This is a genomic window from Nesterenkonia sp. CL21 (assembly GCF_031705515.1).
Lineage (GTDB): Bacteria > Actinomycetota > Actinomycetes > Actinomycetales > Micrococcaceae > Nesterenkonia > Nesterenkonia aethiopica.
Genome location: NZ_JAUTWR010000004.1, coordinates 110,139 through 125,454 on the forward strand (window position 1 = coordinate 110,139; position 15,316 = coordinate 125,454).

At 69.5% G+C, this 15,316-nt stretch carries 14 protein-coding genes; 10 read left to right on the plus strand and 4 right to left on the minus strand.

Translation table 11 applies throughout. From position 1 onward, the window contains the following. Window positions 1–143: 143 nt before the first annotated feature. Together Q7C18_RS08570 and Q7C18_RS08575 are read right to left on the minus strand one after the other, a co-directional pair. Window positions 144–845: an FCD domain-containing protein gene (locus tag Q7C18_RS08570; protein WP_311025021.1), complete on the minus strand. Its 702-nt coding sequence runs from the start codon at window positions 843–845 to the stop codon at window positions 144–146. Between the two features lie 14 nt (window positions 846–859). Then, window positions 860–1,993, minus strand: coding sequence for an L-talarate/galactarate dehydratase (locus tag Q7C18_RS08575; protein WP_311025022.1), 1,134 nt, complete (start codon window positions 1,991–1,993; stop codon window positions 860–862). A gap of 153 nt (window positions 1,994–2,146) precedes the next feature. Here Q7C18_RS08575 and Q7C18_RS08580 point away from each other — a divergent pair, with 153 nt between their 5' ends. Then, window positions 2,147–2,395 carry a DUF6480 family protein gene (locus Q7C18_RS08580; RefSeq protein ID WP_070159784.1) on the plus strand — a complete coding sequence of 83 codons (249 nt, stop codon included), beginning with the start codon at window positions 2,147–2,149 and terminating at the stop codon, window positions 2,393–2,395. A 13-nt stretch (window positions 2,396–2,408) separates the two neighbouring features. Here the strand turns inward: Q7C18_RS08580 and Q7C18_RS08585 are convergent, their stop codons facing one another. Beyond that, the gene (locus Q7C18_RS08585) at window positions 2,409–3,416 is read right to left on the minus strand and encodes a LacI family DNA-binding transcriptional regulator (RefSeq protein ID WP_311025023.1); all 1,008 of its coding nucleotides are present in this window, start codon (window positions 3,414–3,416) and stop codon (window positions 2,409–2,411) included. A gap of 106 nt (window positions 3,417–3,522) precedes the next feature. Here Q7C18_RS08585 and Q7C18_RS08590 point away from each other — a divergent pair, with 106 nt between their 5' ends. The 5 genes from Q7C18_RS08590 (at window position 3,523) to Q7C18_RS08610 (ending at window position 8,897) form a co-directional block, all read left to right on the plus strand. After that, a complete protein-coding gene (locus Q7C18_RS08590) occupies window positions 3,523–5,196 on the plus strand; it encodes an NAD(P)/FAD-dependent oxidoreductase (protein WP_311025024.1) in 1,674 nt (557 codons plus the stop codon). Between the two features lie 13 nt (window positions 5,197–5,209). Further along, window positions 5,210–6,070 carry a carbon-nitrogen hydrolase family protein gene (locus tag Q7C18_RS08595; RefSeq protein ID WP_311025025.1) on the plus strand — a complete coding sequence of 287 codons (861 nt, stop codon included), beginning with the start codon at window positions 5,210–5,212 and terminating at the stop codon, window positions 6,068–6,070. A 345-nt stretch (window positions 6,071–6,415) separates the two neighbouring features. Further along, entirely contained in the window at window positions 6,416–7,606 is a 1,191-nt protein-coding gene (locus tag Q7C18_RS08600) for an MBL fold metallo-hydrolase (protein WP_311025026.1), read from the plus strand. 265 nt (window positions 7,607–7,871) lie between these two features. Next, window positions 7,872–8,450, plus strand: a complete 579-nt coding sequence (locus tag Q7C18_RS08605; RefSeq protein ID WP_311025027.1) for a type 1 glutamine amidotransferase domain-containing protein — start codon at window positions 7,872–7,874, stop codon at window positions 8,448–8,450. 90 nt (window positions 8,451–8,540) lie between these two features. After that, on the plus strand, window positions 8,541–8,897 hold the full coding sequence (locus tag Q7C18_RS08610; protein ID WP_311025028.1) for an L-rhamnose mutarotase: 357 nt from the start codon (window positions 8,541–8,543) through the stop codon (window positions 8,895–8,897). A gap of 31 nt (window positions 8,898–8,928) precedes the next feature. On the opposite strand, the gene Q7C18_RS08615 is transcribed toward Q7C18_RS08610, so the two are convergent. Next, the gene (locus tag Q7C18_RS08615) at window positions 8,929–10,200 is read right to left on the minus strand and encodes an extracellular solute-binding protein (protein WP_311025029.1); all 1,272 of its coding nucleotides are present in this window, start codon (window positions 10,198–10,200) and stop codon (window positions 8,929–8,931) included. A gap of 326 nt (window positions 10,201–10,526) precedes the next feature. Here Q7C18_RS08615 and Q7C18_RS08620 point away from each other — a divergent pair, with 326 nt between their 5' ends. From Q7C18_RS08620 to Q7C18_RS08635, 4 genes are all read left to right on the plus strand, one after another. Further along, window positions 10,527–11,810: an MFS transporter gene (locus tag Q7C18_RS08620; protein ID WP_311025030.1), complete on the plus strand. Its 1,284-nt coding sequence runs from the start codon at window positions 10,527–10,529 to the stop codon at window positions 11,808–11,810. Between the two features lie 31 nt (window positions 11,811–11,841). After that, a complete protein-coding gene (locus tag Q7C18_RS08625) occupies window positions 11,842–13,128 on the plus strand; it encodes a BNR repeat-containing protein (protein WP_311025031.1) in 1,287 nt (428 codons plus the stop codon). A gap of 71 nt (window positions 13,129–13,199) precedes the next feature. After that, window positions 13,200–14,366, plus strand: coding sequence for an L-rhamnose isomerase (gene rhaI, locus Q7C18_RS08630; protein ID WP_311025032.1), 1,167 nt, complete (start codon window positions 13,200–13,202; stop codon window positions 14,364–14,366). Then, window positions 14,366–15,307 carry an alpha/beta hydrolase gene (locus tag Q7C18_RS08635; RefSeq protein ID WP_311025033.1) on the plus strand — a complete coding sequence of 314 codons (942 nt, stop codon included), beginning with the start codon at window positions 14,366–14,368 and terminating at the stop codon, window positions 15,305–15,307. The genes rhaI and Q7C18_RS08635 overlap by 1 nt, the downstream gene beginning before the upstream one ends. The last annotated feature ends 9 nt before the right edge of the window (window positions 15,308–15,316 follow it).

Here is a 15,316-nt window from a genome sequence, read left to right on the forward strand (position 1 = left end):
AGGTGGTGAGTGATCCCTTCAGTGCATCATGGTGTCATGCGCGTCACAGCCCTTCAAGGCGTCGTGGCTCTGATGCCGAAGGGGCATCGCGCAGTGCAGAAAGAGACGTCGCGCAGTGCTGAACGGGTGGTTCGGGAGTGATGTCAGGCCAGGACCCGGCGTCGGGAGGCGGTGAGGTGGGCGCGCATCGCGGAGGACGCCGCACGGGGATCGGCCTCCGCGATCGCGTCGAGCACCGCATGGTGCTCCGCCAGCGCCGCAGTGGCCGGGGCCTCGCCATCCGGCGACTCGGCGCCCTGTGGTGCTTTCTTCCCGCCCTCCAGCCGGCGGCGCGGCATGGCGATCATGGAGGCCCCGAGCTGCTCGACGGCGGTGAGCAGGTGCGGGTTCCCGGAGGCGGCGGCGATCTCCCGGTGGAAGGCGAAGTCCTGTTCCACCGCCGTGGCCGGATGGGTCGCTCCCGCGGCGAAGGCGGCCAGGGCCGCCCGCAGGTTCTCCAGCTGCGCGGGGCTGCGGCGCTCGGCGGCGAGCGCCGCAGCCTCACACTCCAGCGCCATGCGGAACTCGATGAGCGTCGCGCGCTCCTCCGGGGTCCGGGGCGGGGGCGGGGAGCCCTGCGCATGCTCGGCAGGCGGGGTGAGCGCGAAGCTGCCGGCGCCGCGCCGGGTGCGGATCAGGCCGGCGGCCTGGAGCCGCCCGAGCGCCTCCCGCACCACGGTGCGGCTGACGCCATGCGCGGTGATCAGCTCGGCCTCGGAGGGGAGCTTCTGGCCGACGGTGATCTCGCCGTCGAGGATCTGGCGACGCAGGGTCTCGGTGAGCCGGGCGGTGCGGTTGGTGCTCATAGGCCGATTCTGCCTCAGCGGGTGCCGAACTCCACGGTCTCGGTGGTCCAGGCGCGGGCCTGCTCGCTCAGCGTGATGCCCAGTCCGGGGCGGTCAGGCACCATCATGCGGCCGTCGGCGATCTCCAGGCGCTCCTCGAACAGCGGGTTCAGCCAGTCGAAGTGCTCCACCCATGGTTCGGTGGGGTAGGCGGCCGCCAGGTGCAGGTGGATCTCCATGGCGAAGTGCGGGGCCAGTGTGAGCCCAGCATGGTGGGCGAGTCCGGCCAGTCGCAGGAACTGGGTGATGCCACCGACGCGCGGAGCGTCGGGCTGGATGATGTCGCAGGCGCGGGCGGCGATGAGCCGCTCATGCTCGGCAACTGAGGCCAGCATCTCACCGGTGGCGATCGGTGTGTCCAGGGCGGAGGCCAGGGCGGCGTGGCCCTCGGCGTCGTAGGCGTCCAGCGGCTCCTCGATCCAGACGAGGTCGAACTCCTCCAGGCGGCGACCCATCCGCAGGGCGGTGGCCCGGTCCCACTGCTGGTTGGCATCCACCATGAGCGGAGTGTCGGGGCCGAGGTGTTCGCGGACGGCGGTCACTCGGCGCAGGTCCTCGGCGGTGTCCGGCAGGCCGACCTTGATCTTGATGCCGCCGATTCCGGCGGCCAGCGACTCATCCGCCCGGGCGGTGATCTCCTCCACCGAGGCGTGCAGGAAGCCTCCGGAGGTGTTGTAGGTGCGCACCGAGTCTCGGTGGGCGCCGAGCAGCTTGGCCAGAGGGAGCCGGGCGCGGCGGGCCTTCAGGTCGTACAGAGCGATGTCGAGCGCGGCCAGGGCCTGGGTGGCCACCCCGGAGCGGCCGACGGAGGCGCCGGCCCAGAGCAGCTTGTCGTAGAGCTTGGCGATGTCGTTCGGGTCCTCGCCGAGGGCGTTCTCGGCGACCTCTCGGGCGTGGGCGTACTGGGCGGGGCCGCCGGCGCGCTTGGAGTAGGAGAAGCCGACGCCCTCGTGGCCCTGCTCGGTGGTGATCTCCGCGAAGAGGAAGACGACCTCCGTCATGGGCTTCTGCCGACCGGTGAACACTTTGGCGTCGGAGATGGCGGTGGCCAGGGGCAGGGTGGCAGTGGAGAGGCGGATGTGGCGGATGGTGTCGGGAGTGTAAGCCATGCCACAGATCGTACAAGTCGACTACTTGTATGACTACTGCCGGTCGTGCATGACGCGATGCCAGTACGGTGAATCTCCAGCGGGGTGCTGGTCCCGTGACGCCGACGGGCGGGGCCGCCTACAGTGGCTCTCCCGACCAGGATGGAGGAGATCATGAGTCCAGCCTCGACGCCCCAGAAAGGTCGCCCCGGTCCCGAGCCGGAGGAGACTCCGGGTCTGGAGCCTGGAGGCGGTGTGCCGCCGGGCGAGACGCCGCCCGAGTCGGGGAGCACCGCGGAGGCCCATCCCGAGACTGCGCCTCGTCGGCCGCCGCGGGCGAAGGCCGTCGTGACGGTCATCGCCGTGCTGGTAGGACTCCTGCTGCTGGTCTTCCTCGGCTACATCGCCGGCATCCTCGGCTGACCGGCGGCTGAGCTCAGGCTCCGACCGTGGACTCCCGCGGCACCAGGGTGGGAGTGAACACCGGGTGCTGGACCGGGGAGTCAGGGTCGTCGATCGCTGCGACCAGCAGCTCAGCGGCCCGCTCACCCATCTCCGCGGCGGGCTGCCGCACCGAGCTGATCGGAACCGTTGCGGAGGCGGCGAACTCGATGTCGTCGTAGCCGATCAGCGCGATGTCCTCGGGGACGCTCACGCCGGTCCGTGCCAGCTCCTGGAGCACCCCCAAGGCGACCAGGTCGTTGGTCGCGAAGATCGCGTCCGGCCGCTGCCCGGAGGGCAGGTCCAGCAGCTCGCGGGTGGCCTGCCGACCCGACCCGACGTCCATCGCGCCGGTGTCGCACATCCGCACCGAGACGCCGTCGTGCTCCGCCGCCGCGGCCTCGGCGCCGGCCAGACGGTGGGCCACCTGCCGAATGCCCATCGGGCCGCCGATCACTGCGATCCGTCGGCGCCCCTGGGCGATCAGGTGCTCGGCGGCCAGGCGGCCCCCGAGCCGGTCATCGGTGGAGACGGAGGAGAACTCGTCGGCCCCGGACTTGCGATCCACGATCACCACGGCGGTGCCGTGCTCCTTGAGCCGACGCAGCCGGGCGAGCACGTCGCCCACCGGGGAGATGAGCAGTCCGGAGACGCGCTGCTCCTCGAACAGCCGGAGGTGGGTCAGCTCCCGCTGGCGGTCCTGCCCGGAGTTGCCCAGCAGCAGGGGCCGGTTCATCTCGCCGAGGCTCTTCTCGGCGCCGGAGGCCACATCGGCGAAGAACGGGTTCGCGACGTCGAGGACGATCATGCCGACCGCGCGATTCTGCCGCTGACGCAGCTGCCGGGCAGCCTCGTTGCGCACGTAGCCCAGCTCCTCGATGGCGGCCTGGACGCGCTCGCGGGTGGTCTCGGAGACCTTCTCCGGATGGTTCAGGGCGTTGGAGACCGTGGCCGGCGAGACGCCGGCACGTGCCGCGACGTCCCGCACTTGAGCCATAGCCATGGGGACAGAATACCCATCCCGTCCCGGGCGGGGGCGATTCCGACCTCGCATGGCTCAATGCCTTCAGTGTTGCTAGCATCACATCGGACTGACCAGGGAGGATGCGATGACGCAGACGGCACACCGGTTGACGGCCTTCGGCCCGGACTTTCCGTTCCCCTATGACCGGTGGCTGGAACACCCCGCGGGGCTGGGCCAGGTTCCCGCCGAGGCCCATGGACGGGAGGTGGCGATCATCGGCGGCGGCATCGCTGGTCTGGTGGCCGCCCATGAGCTGATGCGCCTGGGGCTGCGCCCGGTGGTCCATGAGGCCGAACGGCTCGGCGGCCGGCTGCGCTCCGAGGCGTTCCGCGTCCCCGGGGAGGAGGACTCCCAGGTGATCGCCGAGCTCGGCGGGATGCGGTTCCCCCGCTCCTCCGCGGCGTTCTTCCACTACGTGGACCTCCTGGGCCTGGAGACCGCTCCCTTCCCGAACCCGCTCACCGAGGCGGCCGGCAGCACCGTCATCGAGCTGGGCGGGCAGGCCTGGTACGCCCGCACCCTGGAGGACCTGCCCGCGCTGTTCCAGGAGATCGCCCAGGCCTGGGACGGCGCCCTGGACTCGGTGCTGCACCTGAGTGCCCTGCAGGAGGCCATGCGTCGTCGTGATGCCGCTGCGGTCAAGCAGATCTGGGACGAGCTGGTGCCCGCCTGGGACGACCACAGCTTCTACGAGTTCATCGCCTCCTCTGAGGAGTTCTCCCGGCTCTCCTTCCGGCACCGGGAGGTCTTCGGCCAGGTGGGGTTCGGCACCGGCGGCTGGGACTCCGACTTCCCCAACACCATGTTGGAGATCCTCCGTGTGGCGGTCTGCGAGTTCGACGACGACCAGCACCTCATTCGCGGCGGCGTCGAGCAGGTCCCCCGCGGCCTGTGGGCCCAGCCGGTGGACGACGCCGCCCACTGGCCGGCCGGCACCTCGCTGGCGGATCTGCATGGCGGACAGCCCCGGGGTGCGGTGACCCGGGTGTTCCGGGCCGGGGACGGACGTTTCGCCGTCGTCGACCAGACCGGGGAGGAGCGCCGCTACGACGCCGTGCTGGCGACCTGCCAGTCCTGGCTGCTGACCACCCAGGTGGAGGTGGAGGAGGAGCTGCTCTCCCAGGACCTGTGGATGGCGCTGGACCGCACCCGCTACATGCAGTCCGCGAAGACCTTCGTCATGGTGGACCGCCCCTTCTGGCGGGACGTGGACCCGGAGACCGGACGGGAGGCGATGAGCATGACGCTGACCGACCGGCTCACCCGGGGGACCTATCTCTTCGACGACGGCCCCGACCGGCCGGGGGTGATCTGCCTGAGCTACTCGTGGATGAGCGACGCCCTGAAGATGCTTCCGCACCCCGTGCAGCGGCGAGTGGACCTGGCCCTGGACGCCCTGAGCAGGATCTACCCGGATGTGGACATCCGCTCCCACGTGGTGGGGGAGCCGATCACCGTCTCCTGGGAGAACGACCCCTATTTCCTGGGGGCGTTCAAGGGGGCGCTGCCGGGGCACTACCGATACAACGAGCGCATGTACTCGCACTTCGTCCAGCGGGGCCTCCCGGAGTCCGAGCGCGGCATCTTCCTGGCCGGAGACGACATCTCCTTCACCCCCGCCTGGGCGGAAGGGGCGGTGCAGACCGCGCTCAACGCCGTCTGGGGGATCATGACGCACTTCGGTGGGCGGAGCGCCGCTGAGAATCCCGGGCCTGGTGATGTGTTCGACGAGCTGCGGCCTGTGCGGCTCCCGGACTGAGGCGGGTGTGGAGATGACGGCTGAGGAGACGGGGGCTGAGGAGGCTGGGGCGGCCGAGTCCCTCACCCTGGCGCTGGCGCAGGTGCCGCCGGTGGAGATCGGCGACGATGCCGTCGAGCGTGCGCTGGCGCGGACGGAGCGGCTGGCCGCCGAGGCCGCGGCGGCCGGTGCGGACCTGCTGGTGCTGCCGGAGATGCACCTGAGCGGCTACGCCATCGGTCGGGGCGCTGTGGAAGCCGTCGCCCAGGAGCCGGGCGGGCCGGCGCTGACACGGATGGCGGAGATCGCCAGGGCCCACGGTGTGGCGATCTGCCACGGATTCCCTGAGCGCGACGGCCAGCGGGTGTACAACAGTGCGGCGTTCATCGATGAGCAGGGCACGGAGCTGCTGCGCTGGCGGAAGCTGCATCTGTTCGGGAATGTCGATGCGCGGCAGTTCGACAGGGCTGGTGCTGCTGGGGCGGGGCTGACCGACGCAGGACTGGTGGCGGACTGGCGCGGCTGGAGCGTCGGCCTGGCCATCTGCTATGACATCGAGTTCCCCGAGACCGCGCGGCGACTCGCGCTCGCCGGGGCCGACCTGGTGGTGGTGCCGACGGCGAACATGGTCGGGTTCGAGGCGGTCTCGCGCCTGCTGGTGCCGGCCCGGGCCCTGGAGAACCAGTTGTATGTGGCCTACGCGAACTACACCGGGGAGGACCCGGAGTTCCAGTACAACGGGCTGAGCCTCATCGCCGGGCCTGACGGGGCCCCGGTGGCGGCCGCCGGGGCGAGGGAGGAGCTGGTGATCGGCCGGATCAGTGCCCAGCGGCTGGTGGCCTCCCGCCGGGCGAACCCGTACCTGGAGGACAGGCGCGACGACGTGCTGGGCTGAGCGGTCCGCTGAGGCTGAGTCGGGGCCCTCCAGGTGGAGCAGGGCAGCAGATGCGGTCACCGGGAGGGCCATCACCTCGCTGCGGTGATCTCACCGCAACCCTCTTGACAGTCCATGTGCTGCGTCTCACACTTACCTTGAGAACATGGGACGGTGTCCCATTTCTTAAACCCATCGTCCGGGGCATCGGGCCTCTGACTGCCGCACGGGGAACGGACATCACAAGGGAGTACCACTGTGGCAAGATCGCGACATGTCGGAAAGCTGCTGACCGCGGGGACCCTCGCGGCGGGCATCATTGCAGTCACCATCACACCTTCAGCGGCCCAGGGCGCTGGGAGCACCGTGGAGGCGCCCTCTGCCTCGGTGGAGGACCACCTGGAGGCCGCTACAAAGAATGCCTTCGGTGACGAGCAACTCCTCGAGACCTACCGCAAGTACTCCTGCTTCGAAGTGGAGGATCCCTCGGTGCGGGACGAGTACCGCGCCGGAAGCGACGTCCGCATTCCGCTCACCGAAGTCCTGGACGGTCTCTGGTGCATCGGCGACGGCTATGTGGGCCAGTACATCCTGGAGACGGAGAGCGGAGGCTTGGCGCTCATCGACACTTTGAACGACAGCAACGATGTCGAGACCTACACGCTGCCTGCGCTCGAGGCCCTGGGTCTGAGTGAGGACAAGCCGTTGGAGGGTGTGTTCATCTCCCATGGCCACTGGGATCACGACGGTGGCGCTCCTGCGCTCCGGGCCCATTTCGGGCCGAACCTGCCGATCTATCTGGGATCTGGGGATGCTGAGGGCAAGACGTATGAGCCGACGCTGATCGACACCTCGACCTCGGAGGTTCAGGAGATCACCCTCGGCGAGACGCGTATGCATGTGCAGCCGACTCCCGGGCACACTCCCGGCAACCTGGTCGGTTTTCTGCCCGTGGAGCATGACGGAGAGCACGAGCTGCTTCTGGTGAACGGCCGTTCGGGCATCCCGCAGTCGATCGAGGAATCCCTGCAGTATCTGGAGGGGGCAGAGCTGCAGTACGAGGCTGCGCGCAGTCTGGGGGCGACGGGGATCATCCACACGCACCCCCTCTCCGACGGATCATTGCGCCAGATCACCGCGGTCAACGAGACCGGCGCGGACGATCCTGACTTCATTCTGGGTACAGAGCGGACCTTGCAGGCTGCAGCCATCTGGCGGGAGTGTGCGGCGGCCCGCGTGACGGAGCTGCATCCGTCGGTCGACGTGCCGGTCTGGCGCGCCACGACCATCCAGCGTCCCGAGCAGAGGCCGCTGACCAGGAAGCTCTCCGCCACGGTGGGCAGTCCGTGGGGGCCGGTGGTCGGTGAGGTGGTCACTTTCCGTGATGGTGAGAGCGTCGCGTGTGAGGCTGTGACCGACGCGGACGGTGTGGCCGAGTGCCGGAGCGAGGCTCCGATCCGGCCTCATCACGAGGTGACGGCGACCTTCGAGGGCAGTGGGGGTCAGGATTACGTCAACCTCCCGAGCACAGACGCTCGGGCGGCCGTGCAGCGATGAGAGCTCAGCCAGCGGCTCTCTGAGTCGCGGCGCATGCTTCAGGAGGGGTCGCGGAGACGTGGATCGGCCGCGGCCCCTCCGGCTGCGCTCTGTGTCGGCCCATTCCTGGTCGGCGCACCCTGCCCGGCAGATGAACAGCTCCTGCTGATGGCGTGAGTCCGGGAACAGTCTCCTTTCCTGGTGCGTTCTGCACAGATGGATCCTGTGATCCCGCCGCTCCGTGGCTCTCGCCGCGGACGGCAGTTCTGACGAGAGGAGTTCACTGATGACCCACCACACCGAGTCAGCCGCCCCTGAGGGCACCTCGATCGACGGCAAGACCATCGCGCTGCTGGTGACCGACGGCGTGGAGCTTCCCGAGCTCACCGAGCCGCTGGCGGCGATCCGTGAGGCGGGAGGCACCCCGAAGATCGTGTCTCCGAAGGAGAGCTCCCTTCAGGCGATGAAGGGGGACTGGGAGCACGCGGACCACTTCGACGTCGACCATCAGCTCGGCACCGTCAGTGCCTCCGACTTCGACGCGCTGGTGCTGCCGGGCGGCACCCTCAACGCTGACGCCCTGCGCATCGATGAGCAGGCCCAGGAGTTCGTCTCCGGCTTCTTCAGCGAGTCCAAGCCGGTGGCGGCGATCTGTCACGGCCCCTGGATCCTCACCGAGGTCGGCCAGGTCTCCGGGCGCCGGATGACCAGCTACGCAGCGCTGCGTACGGACCTGAGCAATGCCGGGGCGCAGTGGGTGGACGAGGAGGTCGTCGTCGACGGCGGCGTGGTCACCTCCCGCACTCCGAAGGATCTCGACGCCTTCAACCGCGCCTTCCTGGAGCTCGTCGCGGCAAGGGCCTGACTGGTCCAGGGGCCGCTCCGTCCGTCTCTGGAGTTTCCGCCGCAGAAGTGAAACGATTCACATCACGTGAATCTCACCTGAGGAGGACCCATGCGTCGCGTCTGCTTCCAGCTGCAGGTCAAGCCGGACCGGATCCAGGAGTATACGGAGCGCCATGCCGCCGTCTGGCCGGAGATGCTGCGGGCGCTCAAACGCTCCGGCTGGCACAACTACTCGCTGTTCCTGCGGGAGGACGGCCTGCTCATCGGCTACGTCGAGGTGGACTCTCTGGAGGCCGCCCAGGCAGCCATGGAGTCCGAAGACGTCAACGCCCGGTGGCAGGCGGAGATGTCCGAGTTCTTCATCGACCTCGACGGAGCCCGTCCAGACACCGGATTCCTGGAGCTGCGGGAGGTCTTCCATCTGGAGGACCAGCTCGCCGATGCCGACGACGACGGCGCCCACTGACGCCGCCGCCGACGGGCAGGGGTGCTCGTGCTCACTCGCCGACGGCGGCCCGTGCCTCCGTCAGCCACTGCTCCGCCGCGTCCTCCGGTGAGGCGCCGTGGTGCAGCAACTGGTCGATGATCCGCGGGGTGATGTCCTCGATCGCCGTGGACCCGGCCGGGCCGATCCAGTGGGGTGCGGGGTCACGCTCCGCGACCTCCTCCACGTAGTCCACCTCGGCCTGCTGGTTCTCGTCCAGGGAGCCCTCAAGGGTCTCTCGCATGGCGGGACTGTCCGGGACTCCGCGTTCCAGACCGAGGATCTCCACGGCCTGCTCGGAGTTGACCAGGAAGTCGACGAGCTGCGCTGCGGCCTCCGGGTCCGCGGCGTCGGCGGCGATCGCGTAGAACTGCGAGGACTGCTGCCAGACGCCGGGGGTCGACGACTCACCGGGCAGCGGCCACAGCTCGAGGTCCTCGCCCACGGACTGGGAGAACGTGGAGAGGAAGTTGCTCCAGTCGATGGTCATCGCCACCTGGCCGGTGGCCAGCAGCGTCTCCTCCGGGGCGGCGCCCTCCTGCTCGGTGATCACACTGGCAGGCGGGGCGGCGCCGTCGTCGACCATCTGCTGCATGCGGGTGAACATGTCCTCCAGCGCCTCCGCGGAGACCCCGACCTGCCCGTCCTCGGTGTAGAGCGCCTCGCCGTGCTGGCGCGCGAAGACCTCCACGGTGTCGTGGTCGAAGCCGTCGGCGCCGTAGCCGTCGGTGTTCTCAGCGATCTGGGAGGAGATCTCCTGGAAGTCGTCCCAGGTCCAGGTCTGCGGGTCCGGCAGCTCCACGCCGGCCTCCTCGAAGAGGGCGGGATTCACCAGCACCGCCAGTGCGTTGCTGCCGGTGGACAGTGCGTACTGGGTGCCGTCGATCTGCCCGTTCTCCAGGGCGCCGTCGTCCAGGGTGCTCATGTCCAGGGTCTCGCTGACGGTCTCCAGGTCCAGCAGGGCGCCGCGGTCCGCGTACTCGCCCGGGTAGGCGCCGCCGAGGGTGAAGACGTCCGGGGCGTCTCCGCCGGCGACGGCGGTGGCCAGCCGGTCGAAATGGCCAGCGGTGTCCGAGGACTCTCCGGAGACGGAGATCCCGGTCTCGGATTCGAAGACCTCGAGCGCCTCCTGAGTGAGCTGGTTGCGCTCGGTGCTGCCCCACCAGGCGAAGCGGAGGCCGCCGTCGGCATCCGGGGATCCGCAGGAGGTCAGGGTCAGAGCGACGACGGCGCCGAGCGCGGCGGTTGCGGGGAGCGTGCGGCGGGTGGGTGATGGGTGGGTCATGGTGTCCTCACGGGGCTCGTGTTCAGAGGGAACGGTTCTCCGCGCCGTGGGTGTCGGTGCCTGCGAGCCCTGTCCTCGCGACCAGGCGTGGTGCGAGTCACAGTAGTCCTGGACTTTGTTCTTTCACAAGGCAAAAACTCGAATCCATCATTCCTTGTGGGAATAGCTCCATGTGTGACGTGTTGGTCGACATCTGCGTCATTCCGCGAAGGTCTGTCGACATGCCTTGTGAAACGATTCAATCTGTCCTAGCCTGGGTGTGCTCCATCACGTGATCCACGTCAAAGCCGACGATCACAGCTCCTCCGCGACGAAGGGAGTCTCCTGTGCCCGAGACCCTGAATCCCGCCCAGCGACGACGCGCCTGGTGGACCGCCGGTGTGGCGGGAATGGCCTCCTACATGGATGCCGGCGCCATCGTCACCACCGGAACGGCCCTGGTGCTCTACCGGGAGGAGTTCGGGTTCACGGAGTTCCAATACGGTCAGCTCTCCGCGCTGCTGACGGCGATGATCGCCGTCGGGGCACTCATCGGCGGGCCGCTGGCCGACCGGTTCGGGCGCCGCCGGGTCTTCACGCTGACGCTCTTCGTCTACATCCTGGCTGCGGCCATCCTCGTCTTCGCCCCGGGTGCGGGCTGGCTGTACGTGGGCATCCTGCTGCTCGGCTTCTCCTCCGGGGCGGATCTGCCGCCGTCGCTGGCCATGATCGCCGAATCCGCGCCTGACGGGGAGGAGGGCAAGTTCGTCACCCTCTCCCACGCGCTGTGGATGATCGTGATCCCCATCGTCAACGTCATCGGCATCTTCGTGGGTGACCTCGGCGCGGACGGGGCGCGGCTGATGTACGCGCACCTGCTGCTCGTCGCCGTCGTCGTGCTGGTCCTGCGCTGGCGCCTCCCAGAGTCTCCGCTGTGGCAGGAGAAGCGGGAGGCGGTGCGCACCGGAAGCATCGACAGGGCCAGCCTCAAGGTGCTGTTCGGGCCCACCTACCTGTGGGCGCTGATCGGCGTCTCGCTGTTCTACGGGATCCAGAACATCGCCGCGAACTCCAACGGCCAGTACGCCATCTACCTGTTCACCGACGTCGGCGGGGCCACCGTCTCCACGGCCTCGTTGCTCAATGTGATCGCGGTGATCATCGGCCTGGGCGGGACCTTCCTGGTCATGCGCTTCAGTGACACCCCGCTGCGCATGCCGCTGTTCCTGCTCGGCACCGTGCTCGCCGTGGCCGCCTGGGTGCTGCCCGGTCTGCTGGGCGTCACCACGGCGACCGTCTTCCTCATGGCCGCCCTGTTCTGGTTCGCGCAGCAGCCCTCCGGTGAGCCGCTGTTCAAGATCTGGTCCCAGGAGATCTTCCCCACCGAGTATCGCAGCGCCGCCCAGGGCATCGCGATCGCCTTCACCCGCGCCGTCGCCGCCGGTGCGGCCCTGGTGACGCCGCTGATCATCGAGCAGAGCGTCACCCTGTTCTTCTACTGCATCGCCGGCGTCCTGCTCACTGCCGGACTGATCGGTTGGTTCTGGGTCTCCCGGACGCCTCAGGTCATCCACCAGGAGAAGGCCGCCGGCCCGCAGAGCGCCCGGGTGCTGGCGGAGCAGGCGAAGTAGCCCCATGGAGGGTCCAGGAGTGCGGTCGGAGGTGGGTGAGGCATGGGCCGGGATGTATGTCGGGTTCGCCCTGCTGACCTCCGGGGCTGACCAGTACGTGGGGTACTGGGATGCTCGGCGGCGCCTGGTCGTCGCGCATCGACAGCTCGACGGCGACAGCCCCTGGGTCCGGCAGGTGCTCGACGAGACGCTCGGCTGGGACTCGCACAACCACCTCTCCCTGGGCGTGGACCGCGGCGGCCACCTGCATGTCTCCGGCAACATGCACAACGACCCGATGGTCTACTTCCGCACAAGGGTGCCCGGCGACGTCGGTACGCTCACGCGGTACGACCACCTTGTGGATCCTGGGACCGAGGGGTCGGTGACGTACCCGGAGTTCGCGCACCGTCAGGACGGCCGTCTGGTGTTCAGCCACCGCAACGGCGGCTCGGGCGACGGGGCCACGTATGTGAACATCTACGATGAGGCCGCTCAGTCCTGGACGCGTCTCCTGGAGACGCCGCTCTTCGACGGTTCGGACCGCGACGGCCGCGGGTCTTGGAGCGCGTACCCGCAGGGGCCCGAGCTGGGACCTGACGGGTGGTTCCACCTGCTGTGGATGTGGCGGGAGACTCCCGACGCCGCGACCAACTCCCTGCTGACCTACGCGCGCAGCCGGGACCTGGTCTCCTGGGTCGACGCGCACGGTCGTCCCGTGGAGGTGCCGTTCACCTATGGCACGGGAGATCTGGTGGATCCCGTCCCGCCGCGCGGGGGCCTGTTGAACGGCAACGCACGGCTCGGCTTCGGCGCCGACGGGAGCGTCCACGTGATCTACCACAAGTACGACGCCGACGGCCTCTCCCAGATCTGGGCCGCCCGGCCAGGCGGTGTCGAGTCCATCGGGGAGCCAGGGTCCTCCTGGGAGATCCGGCGGCTCACCGAGTGGGAGAGGCGGTGGGACTTCGGCGGTCACGGGACGCTCGACTTCGAGGTCGAGGTGTTCGGCTCGGAGGCCCAGCCGGATGGTCGCGTGCGCGTCGACCTCCGGGCCTTCGGAGAGCGACGCAGCATCGTCATGGATCAGGAGCTGCGATCTCTGGGGGAGGGGCCCACGTCCCCCTGGCCGGACGGGCTCGACGTGGTGCGCGGCGACTTCCCGGGGTTGCAGGTGAATATGCTGCACGGCCGGGGAGTCGGCTCCGGCGGAGGGCGGTACGTGCTGCGCTGGGAAAGCCTGCCGGAGAACCGGGACCGGCCCTATGCGGATCACCCGCAGGGCGGACCGTTGGAGGTGGTGCGCCTGCCTGAGGTGCAGGACGGGCCCGCCGGTTGACACGCCTGTGACCATCATCATACGATGCTCGCAGGTTTTGAAACGATTTACTACCAGCAGGACTGAGGACCATGACGACATTCGCAGAGATCGCTCCGCAGCTGGAGGGCCAGGCGATCGAGGTGCCCTCCTGGGCCTACGGCAACTCCGGGACGCGGTTCAAGGTCTTCGGCACGGCCGGCACCCCGCGCACGGTGGAGGAGAAGATCGCCGACGCCGCCACGGTGAACCGCTTCACCGGTCTGGCGCCGAAGGTCGCGCTGCACATTCCGTGGGACCTGGTGGACGACTTCGCCGCGCTGCGCCGCTATGCCGAGGACCTGGGCGTGGAGCTGGGCACCATCAACTCCAACACCTTCCAGGACGACGACTACAAGTTCGGCGGTCTGACCCACCACGACCCCGCCATCCGGCAGAAGGCGATCGACCACCACCTGCAGTGCCTCGAGGTCATGAACGCCACCGGATCGCGGGATCTGAAGATCTGGCTGGCCGACGGTTCCAACTATCCGGGACAGGCGGACATCCGCGGTCGCCAGGACCGGCTGGCCGAGTCCCTGCAGACCATCTATGCCCAGCTCAGCGGCGACCAGCGCCTGGTGCTGGAGTACAAGTTCTTCGAGCCGGCGTTCTACCACACCGACGTCCCGGACTGGGGCACTGCACTGGCGCACGTGCAGGCCCTCGGGGACAACGCCACCGTCTGCCTGGACACCGGGCACCACGCCCCGGGCACCAACATCGAGTTCATCGTCGCCCAGCTGCTGCGGCTCGGGAAGCTCGGCGCCTTCGACTTCAACTCCCGGTTCTACGCCGACGACGACCTGATCGTCGGCGCGGCCGACCCCTTCCAGCTCTTCCGCATCCTCTTCGAGGTCATCCGCGGCGGCGGCTACGGCCCGGGCTCCGAGGTCGCCTTCATGCTGGACCAGTGCCACAACGTGGAGAAGAAGATCCCGGGCCAGATCCGCAGCGTGCTCAACGTCCAGGAGATGACGGCCCGGGCCCTGCTGGTGGACCGTGAGGCGCTCGGCCAGGCGCAGCAGGCCGGAGACGTGCTGGGCGCCCATGAGGTCTTCATGGACGCCTTCTACACGGACGTCCGCGCTGACCTCGCCGCCTGGCGGGAGTCCCGCGGGCTGCCGGCGAACCCGATGCGGGCCTACGCCGAGTCCGGCCACCAGGAGCAGATCGAGGCCGAGCGCGTCGGCGGCACCCAGGTGGGCTGGGGCGCCTGATGCGCGCCGCCGTCGGGGCTCTGGACGCCGTCGAGGCGCAGGACCACACGCTGGCCGGCCCGCACGGGCCGTTGCCGGTGCGTCTCTACCGCAGGCAGACCCCTGCGGCGGCGCAGCCGGGACCGGCGCTGGTGTGGGCCCACGGCGGCGGCTTCGCCTACGGCGACCTGGAGATGGCCGAGGCCGACTGGGTGGCCCGATCCCTGGCCGCCCGCGGGATTCCCGTCGTCTCCGTCGACTACCGGCTGGCTCCGCCGTTCGAGGCTCTCGACGCCGCTGACCTGCACCAGGGCGAGCCCGAGACTGGAGTGCGCTTCCCTGTGCCGGGGGAGGAGCTGGCGGCGGCCTTCGACTGGACCCGCGCGCAGGCCGTCGAGATCGGGGCGGACCCGGAGCGGATCAGCCTCGGTGGAGCGAGCGCCGGCGCGAACCTGGCCGCCGGCGTCGTGCTGACCCGCCTGGCCCGGACCACGGGCGACGACGACGAGCACCCCGCCCAGCCGCTGCCGGCCCACCTGCTCCTCGCCTACCCCACCCTGCACGCCGTCCAGCCACCTACGCCTGCGGATCTCCGCGCGCTCCTCGACGCCGATCCGGAGGCGGACCGCTTCGGCCCCGAGCCGGTGCGCCGCATGTACGAGAACTACCTGGGCCGGCCGGCCGAGGACGCCCCCGTGGCCGCCGTGCCCGGGACCGCCGACGTCGCCCAGCTGGCCGGGCACCCGCCGACCACCCTCGCCACCGGCGAGGTCGACGAGCTGCGCGTCTCCGCCGAGACCTACGCGGAGTCCCTGCGGCAGGCCGGCGTCGACGTGGACCTCCGGATGGTGCCCGGCGTCCGGCACGGCCATCTCAACCGGCCCCACGAAGGGCCAGCGGCCGCACAGGCGGCGCAGCAGACCATCGAGCAGTTCGCCGCGCGGCTGCTCCGCACGCCCTGAGACCCTGAC

Coding starts and splice junctions, on each gene's coding strand:
- Q7C18_RS08595 (WP_311025025.1), top strand. CDS start 5,210: ATGACGGCTGAGGAGACGGGGGCTGAGGAGGCTGGGGCGGCCGAGTCC.
- Q7C18_RS08635 (WP_311025033.1), top strand. CDS start 14,366: ATGCGCGCCGCCGTCGGGGCTCTGGACGCCGTCGAGGCGCAGGACCAC.
- Q7C18_RS08610 (WP_311025028.1), top strand. CDS start 8,541: ATGCGTCGCGTCTGCTTCCAGCTGCAGGTCAAGCCGGACCGGATCCAG.
- Q7C18_RS08590 (WP_311025024.1), top strand. CDS start 3,523: ATGACGCAGACGGCACACCGGTTGACGGCCTTCGGCCCGGACTTTCCG.
- Q7C18_RS08580 (WP_070159784.1), top strand. CDS start 2,147: ATGAGTCCAGCCTCGACGCCCCAGAAAGGTCGCCCCGGTCCCGAGCCG.
- Q7C18_RS08585 (WP_311025023.1), bottom strand. CDS start 3,416: ATGGCTATGGCTCAAGTGCGGGACGTCGCGGCACGTGCCGGCGTCTCG.
- Q7C18_RS08605 (WP_311025027.1), top strand. CDS start 7,872: ATGACCCACCACACCGAGTCAGCCGCCCCTGAGGGCACCTCGATCGAC.
- Q7C18_RS08570 (WP_311025021.1), bottom strand. CDS start 845: ATGAGCACCAACCGCACCGCCCGGCTCACCGAGACCCTGCGTCGCCAG.
- Q7C18_RS08615 (WP_311025029.1), bottom strand. CDS start 10,200: ATGACCCACCCATCACCCACCCGCCGCACGCTCCCCGCAACCGCCGCG.
- Q7C18_RS08575 (WP_311025022.1), bottom strand. CDS start 1,993: ATGGCTTACACTCCCGACACCATCCGCCACATCCGCCTCTCCACTGCC.
- rhaI (WP_311025032.1), top strand. CDS start 13,200: ATGACGACATTCGCAGAGATCGCTCCGCAGCTGGAGGGCCAGGCGATC.